General features: G+C 75.7%; 9 protein-coding genes. 3 read left to right on the forward strand and 6 right to left on the reverse strand.

What is annotated here, in order from left to right:
* Nucleotides 1–91 precede the first annotated feature (91 nt).
* The 3 genes from ACFYP3_RS36150 to ACFYP3_RS36160 all read right to left on the reverse strand — a co-directional run bounded on the left by ACFYP3_RS36150 (nt 92) and on the right by ACFYP3_RS36160 (nt 3218).
* Nucleotides 92–1252 carry an MBL fold metallo-hydrolase gene (locus tag ACFYP3_RS36150; RefSeq protein ID WP_388842202.1) on the reverse strand — a complete coding sequence of 387 codons (1161 nt, stop codon included), beginning with the start codon at nt 1250–1252 and terminating at the stop codon, nt 92–94.
* Nucleotides 1253–1312: 60 nt separating this feature from the next.
* The gene (locus ACFYP3_RS36155; RefSeq protein ID WP_388842204.1) at nt 1313–2539 is read right to left on the reverse strand and encodes an aminotransferase class I/II-fold pyridoxal phosphate-dependent enzyme; all 1227 of its coding nucleotides are present in this window, start codon (nt 2537–2539) and stop codon (nt 1313–1315) included.
* A gap of 106 nt (nt 2540–2645) precedes the next feature.
* The gene (locus ACFYP3_RS36160) at nt 2646–3218 is read right to left on the reverse strand and encodes a TIGR03086 family metal-binding protein (protein ID WP_388842206.1); all 573 of its coding nucleotides are present in this window, start codon (nt 3216–3218) and stop codon (nt 2646–2648) included.
* A 199-nt stretch (nt 3219–3417) separates the two neighbouring features.
* On the opposite strand from ACFYP3_RS36160, the gene ACFYP3_RS36165 reads away from it, so the two are divergent.
* The gene (locus ACFYP3_RS36165; protein WP_388842208.1) at nt 3418–4236 is read left to right on the forward strand and encodes a methyltransferase domain-containing protein; all 819 of its coding nucleotides are present in this window, start codon (nt 3418–3420) and stop codon (nt 4234–4236) included.
* A 37-nt stretch (nt 4237–4273) separates the two neighbouring features.
* Here ACFYP3_RS36165 and ACFYP3_RS36170 read toward each other — a convergent pair whose 3' ends face one another.
* The 3 genes from ACFYP3_RS36170 to ACFYP3_RS36180 form a co-directional block, all read right to left on the reverse strand.
* Complete coding sequence (locus tag ACFYP3_RS36170) at nt 4274–6241, reverse strand: DUF5107 domain-containing protein (RefSeq protein WP_388842210.1); 1968 nt, start codon at nt 6239–6241, stop codon at nt 4274–4276.
* Between the two features lie 88 nt (nt 6242–6329).
* A complete protein-coding gene (locus ACFYP3_RS36175) occupies nt 6330–7229 on the reverse strand; it encodes an arginase family protein (RefSeq protein WP_388842212.1) in 900 nt (299 codons plus the stop codon).
* Nucleotides 7230–7233: 4 nt separating this feature from the next.
* Entirely contained in the window at nt 7234–7812 is a 579-nt protein-coding gene (locus ACFYP3_RS36180; RefSeq protein ID WP_388842214.1) for a GNAT family N-acetyltransferase, read from the reverse strand.
* A gap of 276 nt (nt 7813–8088) precedes the next feature.
* On the opposite strand from ACFYP3_RS36180, the gene ACFYP3_RS36185 reads away from it, so the two are divergent.
* Both ACFYP3_RS36185 and ACFYP3_RS36190 read left to right on the forward strand, forming a co-directional pair.
* On the forward strand, nt 8089–8310 hold the full coding sequence (locus ACFYP3_RS36185; RefSeq protein WP_388842216.1) for a hypothetical protein: 222 nt from the start codon (nt 8089–8091) through the stop codon (nt 8308–8310).
* Nucleotides 8307–8522, forward strand: a complete 216-nt coding sequence (locus ACFYP3_RS36190) for a hypothetical protein (RefSeq protein WP_388842218.1) — start codon at nt 8307–8309, stop codon at nt 8520–8522. The genes ACFYP3_RS36185 and ACFYP3_RS36190 overlap by 4 nt, the downstream gene beginning before the upstream one ends.
* Nucleotides 8523–8660: the final 138 nt, after the last annotated feature.

The raw sequence follows: 8660 nt of genomic DNA on the forward strand, positions 1-8660 counted from the left end.
CAGCAACGGCGCGATCACCGCCCACGCGGCATCAGACAACTCGGCTTCCCTCACGTCCGGACCAACGATCCGATGATCGGAAAGACACTCCCTAGGCCGTCTCCCGGTCCGGGCCGGGGTCGGGGTCGGGGTCGGGCAGCGTGCGGGAGGCGCCGATCGGGAGGTCCCAGAGGTGCTCGCGGGACAGCCCGGCACGGGACCAGGCGGCCCGGGTGCGGTGCAGGGGTTCCATGACCGGTTCGGCGGAGAGCACGAAGGTGGCCCAGTGCATGGGGGCCATCCGCAGCGCCCCGAGGTCGAGGCAGGCGCGGACCGCCTCCTCCGGGTCGGCGTGGACGTCGCCGAGCCACCAGCGCGGGGCGTAGGCGCCGACCGGCAGGAGGGCGAGGTCGATTCCGGGATGGCGGCGGCCGATTTCACCGAACCAGTGGCCGTAGCCGGTGTCGCCCGCGAAGTAGATCTTCCGCGGGGTCGGGCTCGTGGTGTCGGTGAGGATCCAGCCGCCCCACAGGGACCGGCAGGTGTCGATCAGGGACCGCTTCGACCAGTGGTGTGCGGGGACGAACTCGAAGCGCACTCCGTCCAGTTCGGCCGACTCCCACCAGTCGAGATCGGTGACCCGGGTGAAGCCGCGGCGGCGGAACCAGCCGGCGAGGCCGGCCGGGACGAACAGCGCCGTGTGCCGGGGCAGCCGCTTGAGGGTGGGGGCGTCGAGGTGGTCGTAGTGGTTGTGGCTGATCACCACCGCGTCCACCGGCGGCAGGTCCTCCCAGCGCACCCCGACGGGAGTCACCCGGGCGGGTGTGCCGAGGATCCGCCGGGACCAGACGGGGTCGGTCAGTACGGTCAGCCCGCCGGTCCGCAGCACCCAGCTGGCGTGTCCGGCCCAGGTGACCGAGACCGTCCCGGCGGGTGCGACGGGCAGCGGGCCCGGCTCGTACGGCAGGTCGGGGATGCCGCGCAGCCCTTCGGGGCCGGGCCGGAAGGCGCCTTCGCGGGCGAGCCGGGCGAAGGCGCGGACGCCGGGGAGCGGCGCGGTGAGCCGGTCCGCGAAGGAGCGGGGCCACCGGCGGTGTGCGCCGAGCGGCCGCGGCTGCGCCTGTGGGTTCGGGCGCGGATGCGGGTGCGGAGGCCGGTGCACGGGCGGCTCCGGCTCCGGCGGTTCAGGTGCCCGTGGCGGTGTCGCCGTCGGCGTGGGCGCGGGCGCCGTGGACACGGGGGCGGCGGGGGCGGCGTCCGTCCGGTCCCTCATCGAGCAGTCTCCGTTCACCGGGTCGGGGCAGGCAGGTCGGGTCATCGGCGTGTGTCGGGGTCAGGCCAGCCCGGCCAGGACGGATCCGAGCAGGTCGAGGGAGCTCCGTACGTGCGGGAGCGCGAGCGGATCGCGGGCGGTGAGTGCGGCCAGCCGCTCCTGCGGCGTGGCGCCCAGCAGCGGCCCGGTGGACAACCTGACCCGGAGCGCGCCCAGTTCGTCCGCGAAGCGCTGCCCGCCGGGGGTCGGCGCGCCGAGCCGGCCGCCGAGCCAGTCCTCCAGTTCCATGGCGTCGCCGACCCCGTGCCGGGCCAGTCCGGAGCGCAGCGGGGTGAGGTCGGCGTAGAGGTGCCGGCCGGCCTGCGGCGGCCGGGCCAGCGCCCCGGCCGCGAGGAGCTCGCGGTGCGCGGCGGCGGCCACCACGCCGTGCAGGGCGGCGGCCGCGTAGGCGCGTCCGGCGACGGCGTCGGGTTCGTCGAGGGCGTGCGCGGCGGCGCCCGCGACGGGTCCGGCGACGAGCGCTCCGGTGGCGGTGAGGACGTCGAGGGTGCGGGCGCGCAGCCAGGTCCCGCGCGCGGTGCCGGGGAAGCGGATCACGGCGGCGGGCCAGCCGGCGGGCAGCAGCGCGCCGGACAGGTCGACGAGGACGGCCGCCTGTTCGGGGAGCATCTCGGCGGGGCTCAGGACCAGGGTGTCGTGGGGCCGGTGGACGGTGTCGCGCCAGCTCTCGTCGCTGACGACGAACAGCCCGGCGGACTCGGCGGCCTCGCAGGCCTCGCGCAGCGTCTCGGGCGGCGGGACGGTCGCGGTCGGGTCGTCGGCGACCGACAGCAGCAGCACGCGCGGGTCGCCGCCCTCGGCCCGCACCCGCCGTACGGTCTCCAGCAGCGCGTAGGGGTCGGGTACGCCGCCGCACTCGGCCGGGGTCGGCACGTGGTAGGCCCGCTGTCCCAGCAGCCGGACCTGTGGGGTCCACCAGGCGGGACAGGGCCGGGGCAGCATCACGTCGCCCCCGTACGCCCCGAGCAGGGCGAGGAGCAGGGCGGGGGCGCCGGGTCCGGCGGCGACGTTCTCCGGGGAGGTGGCGAGCCCGCGGCGCCCCCAGTACCGACAGGCGGCCTCGCGTACGGCTTCCCCGCCGCCCGGGGGCTCGGGGGCGGCGCGTCCGGCGGCCGCGGCGAGGACGGAGAGCAGTTCGGGGAGGACGGGCAGGCCCGGCTGGGGCGCCGGCGGGCCGTACCGGACCGGGCCGCGGCCCTCCGTCGCCGTGCGCTGCGTCCCCGCCACCGTGTGCCGCCTTCCGCGCTCGAGCCCTGATCCTGACCTTTATACGATTATTTGTGGCGCTATGCCCGTTACCTGGGCGTAGGGAGCCGGCTGCGGGCGCCGGAGCTCAGCCCTTCCGCCCCACCAGAGCGAGCAGCCTGGTCTGCGCGTTCGCACCGGCCGGCACCTCCAGCGGCGCCGCGAACATCCCGCTCGCCGCGAGCGCGTCGGCGTACGGCATGACCTCCTTGATGGAGAACTCCACGAGGCCGTCCGGCAGCCGGTCGTCGGCGCCGATGCCCCGCGCGAGGTCCCAGGTGTGCACGACGCAGTCGGCGGTCAGCTCCGAGCAGTACGCCGAACCGAGCGCGGGCCCGTACGAGAGCCGCACGGTCCGGTCCAGGGCGCCGGGCGCGGTGAAGGCGGCGTGCGCGGCGGCCGCGGCCTCTTCCCAGGCGGCCACCGGGTCCTCGCCCAGCACGTCGCCGGCGAACGCGTCGCCGATCTCCTCCACGGTGCGGCCTTCCGCGACCAGCGGCGGGATCCAGAGCTGCTCGCCGGTGACGTGGTTGACCAGCTCCCGCACGGTCCATTCGGTGCACGGGGTCGGCGCGTCCCACTGGTCGTCCCTGATGGCGCGCACCCGTTCACCGAACAGCCGCAGCGCTTCGGCGTGCTGTTCGAGCAGCGTCTCCGGCATGGCTCTCACCGTCCTCTGCCATGGCAACGCCCCCTGGGGCCACTCTCCTCGCACCCGCACCGCCCTGCCACCGACCCCCGGCCGGTCGAACCGAAGCCCTTGTCCCGCACGGCTGGTGTCCACATGTCAAAACACGCATCTCAGATGACGAGCTGATCGTCTACGGTGGTCGCAACGCTTTCGACGAGGAGGGCCGGCCATGAACGCCGCCAGGGAAACCGCCGTCTACACGCACGGCCACCACGAGTCGGTCCTGCGCTCGCACCGCTGGCGCACCGCCGAGAACTCCGCCGCGTACCTGATCGGCGAGCTGCGTCCGGGAATGTCCGTGCTGGACGTCGGCTGCGGCCCGGGCACGATCACCGCGGACCTGGCGGAGCTGGTCGCACCGGGCGGGCGGGTCACCGCCGTCGACGCGGCGCCGGAGGTGGTCGAGCAGGCCCGGGCGCACGCGGCGGAGCGCGGGGTGAGCGGGATCGAGTTCGGCACGGCGGACGTCCACGCGCTGGACTTCCCGGACGACTCCTTCGACGTGGTCCACGCCCACCAGGTGCTGCAGCACGTGGGCGACCCGGTGCAGGCGCTGCGCGAGATGCGGCGGGTGTGCCGGCCGGGCGGGATCGTGGCCGCGCGCGACGCCGACTACGCGGCGATGACCTGGTACCCGGCGACGCCGGGCCTGGACGCGTGGCTGGACCTGTACCGGCGCGTCGCCCGCGCCAACGGGGGCGAGCCGGACGCGGGGCGCCGGCTGCGGGCGTGGGCCCGGGAGGCCGGCTTCACGGAAGTGACCGCGTCGGCGACGTCCTGGTGCTTCGCCACCCCGGAGGAGGCCGCGTGGTGGTCGTCGCTGTGGGCGGACCGTACGACGGCCTCCGCGTACGCGGCCCGGGCCACCGGCGGCGGGCACGCGTCGGCCTCCGACCTGGCCGCCGCCGCGGAGGCCTGGCGTACGTGGGGTGCGGACGCCGACGCGTGGTTCTCGGTCCTGAACGGCGAGATCCTCTGCCGCGCCTGAGCCGCGCGGCCCGGCTCGGCGGCGGGTCGGCCCGCGCCTACAGCGGGGGCCGCATGCGGAAGTCGTAGCGGGGCGGGAGCGGGCGGTCGGTGAGGGCGGACCAGGCCTCGGACAGGGACTCCTCGCCCTCGCGGAGGTCCGGGATCTCGAAGCCGTCCTCGAAGACCCGGCGCGCCGCGGCGACATGGCCCTCCGCCGCCAGCAGCCGCGCGGCGAGCAGCCGGAAGCGGCCCTGTTCCCGCAGGGCCGGCCGGAGCCGGTCCCAGACGCGGCGGGCTTCCGGGAGACGGCCGGCGGCCAGCAGGGCCGTCATCGCCTCGCGGCCCAGCGCGGCCTCCGCCGGGGCCCACGTCTCGCCGCCGCGGCTCTCCCCCGCCAGGTCCTCGAAGGCCGCCGCGTACCCGTCGGCCGCCCGCGCCGGATCCCCGGCCAGCGCGTCCGCCACCGCCAGGCACCTCAGCAGCGGCCAGCGCGACGGCGCCAGCGCCAGCCCGCGCTCCCAGCTCCGTACGGCCTGCGCCACGTCCCCGGCGTGCCACTGGGCGACGCCCAGGTGGTACTCCGTCAGCGGGTCGGCCGGGGCCGTCTCCAGCATGTCCCGCCAATGCGCGGCGACCAGGCTCGGGCCCGGCGGGACCACCCGCCGCGGGGCGGGGAGGACGCCCGTGCGCCACAGCTCCAGCCAGGGGGCCTGCTCCTCGCCGAGAGTGGACTCGCCGAAGGGGGTGCCCGGCAGGGTGAAGCCCCCGCACATCACTTCCAGCGCACCCCAGCCGGAGCCCGCCGCGAGCCGCTCGCCCGGTTCGGTGTCGGCGCACTCGTGCCACGCCTTGTACGCCGTCTCCACCCGCTCGGCCGGCAGCGCCCGGGCCAGCGCGTGCTCGGCCGCGGCGCGCGCCGCCGCCCAGTCGGCCCCGTGCACCGCGGCGGGTTCCGCGGCCAGCGGGCCGTACGCCTCCAGCCAGCTGAACTCCCCGCCGCCCTCCAGCCGTACGTGCTCCAGCTGGGTGCGGGCCAGCCCGGCCTGGATCTCCGCGTAGCCGCCCGTGGCCGGCTCGGTCAGCCACTCCTGCCAGCGCCGGCCGCCGCCGCCCGCGCCCCACACGAACAGCTTGCGCCCGCGCAGCCGCCCGGTGGAGGTCTGCACGAGCCCCTGCCCGGCCGCGTCCAGCGAGGCGATCCAGGGTCTGGCCCCGGGCTCGACCTCGTAGAAGAAGTCGGCCGGGTACTCGCTGCGCAGCGGGTACGTGCGGTCCGCGTCCTCCCACTCCGGTACGGGGATGCGGCGCAGCGCGCGCTCGTACCCGAAGTGCCAGGCCTCGTCGGCGGGGGCGAGCACCCGGGTGCCCGCGTCCTCCGGTACGGCGATGTTGGACCACCAGTACACGGGCGCCGGCCGTTCGTGCGGGTTGCGCACGCGGACGCCGACGTAGAGGAACTCCGAGTCCGCGGGCAGCCACAGGTCCACCTGGAAGGGCAGGTCGCGCAGCCGCTCCCACTCCCACAGCCGGACCATCACGCCCCCGTCCGGGGCGGGGACGAGCGCGGCGTGCAGGGGGGCGCAGGAGAGGGTGGTGTGCCCGGTCGCGCCGATGTTCCACTCGATGCCGCCGGAGAACCAGGCCCCGTTCAGCGCGAAGTTCGCGGGCTGGAACACCGGGTTGCGGTACAGCAGTTCGCGGCCCGTCGGCAGGTGCAGGAGCGAGTGGACGCGGCCGCCCAGTTCCGGGAGCACGGTCACCCGCAGGTGGTCGTTCTCGATGACGATCGTCTCGAACTCGCGTTCCTGCCGGTCCCGTCCGTACCCGTCCCGGATCCGGACGGGCAGCAGGGAGCGCAGCGGCTCGTACCCGATCTGCCGTGCCATGTCGCGCGGCAGCCCGTCGCGCGAGCGGTCGTCCAGCGCGTGCACGTCGTCGGGCGCGCGCAGGGCGGGCAGGGGGTTCTCGGCGCCCAGCGGGGCTGCGGGCAGGGTCAGTACGGCGCGGCGGACGGTGGTGGCCATGGGGAAATGGAACACGCCGCGGCGGCCCGTGCACAGGGGTTCCGCGGATCACCACCGGTCAGGATTACGCAAAGCCCCTCGTGCGGTCCTACCGGAAGGCGCCCGCGACCAGATCGGCCAGCAGCGCGCCCGCACGCCCGTCCGGGTCCAGGTCCGGGTCGTAGATGGTGACGTTGATCCCGACGCAGCGCGGTGAGCGCGCCAGTACGCCGAGCAGCTCGGCGAGTTCGTCGGGGACCAGCCCGCCCGGGTCGGGGCTGTCCACGGCCGGCATGACGGCCGGGTCCAGCACGTCGGCGTCCAGGTGCACCCAGAAGCCGGCGGTCTCCGGCGGGTGGAGGCCCTCCAGCGCCGCCCGCGCCACCGGTCCGGCTCCGCGCTCGCGGATCTCCCCGACGGTGGCCACGGAGATCCCGGCCGCGCGCAGTTCCGGGAGGTCCGGGTCCCCGTCCCGCAGGCCGAAGAGCCGTACGTCCTCGTCCCGCAGGTAGGGGGCCCGCCCTTCCAGGTCGGCGAGATCGGCCTGGCCGCGGCCGGTGGAGAGGGCGAGCTCCTCGCCGCCGGCCGCGCCGACGGGCCCGTTCACGGCCTCGTTGCCGGGGTGGCGGAAGTCCGCGGAGCCGTCGATCGCGGCCAGTCCGTACCGTCCGATCCGGCGCATGGCGAGGGCGGCGCCGAGCTGGATCGAGCAGTCGCCGCCGAGGACGACGGGGAACTCCCCGGCCCGCAGGTGGCGTTCGATCCTGTCGGCGAGCGTGACGGTGTAGGCGGCGAGGGCCTCGGCGTGGAAGACGCCGTCGCCCTCCTGCCAGTCGCCGCGGTCGTAGCGCGGCGGGACGACCACCCCGCCCTCACGCGCGCCGAGCCGGGCGAGGAGGCCCTGTTCGCGCAGGGCCCCGGCGAGCTTGTAGACGCCGGGTACGGCGCCGGGCGCGGGCGGGCGCAGGCCGAGGTTGGACGGGGCGTCGAGGAGCACCAGGGTTCGCATGTCCTCATCCTGTGCGATGGGCCCCCTCGGGCACCTGCATTTCGGCGGTGATCGCCCAGCGCTCGTGGTCGCGCCAGGCTCCGTCGACGTACAGGAAGTCGGGGGAGAGTCCTTCGAGGCGGAAACCCGCTCCCCGCACGAGGGCGACGGAGGCGGTGTTGCCGGGCTGGACGTTGGCCTCCAGGCGGTGCAGTCCGAGGCCGTGGCCGGCTTCGGGGGCGAAGGCGTGGGCGAGGACCAGCCCGAGGGCTTCGCGGAACAGGCCCCGCCCGGCGGCGTGCGCGAAGGCCCCGTAGCCGAGGGCTCCGCACTGGAAGGCCCCGCGCACGATGTTGTTGACGTTGACGAAGCCGGCGATGGCGCCGGTCTCCCGCTCGCAGACCAGGAACCCGGCGCGGCCCCCGCCTTCCGTCAGCCGGGCCGCGTACGGCTCGTACTCCTCGATGGTGGCGGGCGGCGCCAGCCACGGCCGGTGGAGCTCGCGGCTCTCGCGCACGCGTGCGGTGAACTCGGGGCCGTCGGCGAGCCGGAAGGGGCGCAGGCCCACGCGCCCGCCTTCCCGGAGGTAGGTCGAAAAGCTCATCCCCCCAGGCTAGGCCCGTGACATCATCCCGGGCGTGATCAAGGACGGGACGAACACGGGCACGGGCACGACGCTGCGCCGGGCCGCGCTGAACAACGCCCCGTGGTGCGACGCGTTCTGTCGTGCGCAGGGGCTGTCGCCGCGGTACGAAGGCGGGGGCTTCCGGGTCAGTGCGCGGCGGACTCCGCCGATGTATCCCGACGCCGTGACCCTGGAGCCGGCCGTGCCGGCGGGGAGTGTGGTCCGGGGGGCGACACGGACTCCCCCGACTGCTCGGTGAAGGACGGCTTCGAGGTGCTGTTCGAGGCGCAGCGGATCCACCGCCCGGCCGGGGCTCCGCTTCCGCAGGCGGCCCCGTCCGGCCCGGAGTGGTCCGAGGTGGCCGGTGCCGAGGAGCCGGCGGCGTGGGAGGCCGCCCGGGGCGACGAGGAGGGCACCGGGCTGTTCCGGCCGTCCCTGCTGCGCGAGGGCATCGCCTTCCTGACGGGGCGGTCGTGAGCGCCGGGGGCGGTGTGGTGGGCGTCTCCAACCTGTTCGCCGGTGCCGGGGCTTCGGCGGACGCGGCCTGGGCGGGCACCCTCACCGGGGCCGCCGCCCGCTGGCCGGACCTGGACGTCGTCGGCTACGAGGGCGGGGCAGACCTGGACGCCGCGGTCCGCAGCGGTTTCACCACCGTCGGCCCGCCGCGGGTCTGGCTGCGCACCGGCTAGGCCACCCGCCACCTGCGGCGCAGGGCAAGATCCGAAAGGGACAGCCTAGTGACCTGAGTCAGAGGTTTGTCGTTGGTTGGGGTATGAGTCGTCCTGGCCCGAAGATTCCGCCGTTGTCGGTGACCGATGTCCAGCGTG

Origin of the sequence: Streptomyces sp. NPDC005533, assembly GCF_042871845.1 — a bacterium.
Taxonomy (GTDB): Bacteria; Actinomycetota; Actinomycetes; order Streptomycetales; family Streptomycetaceae; genus Streptomyces.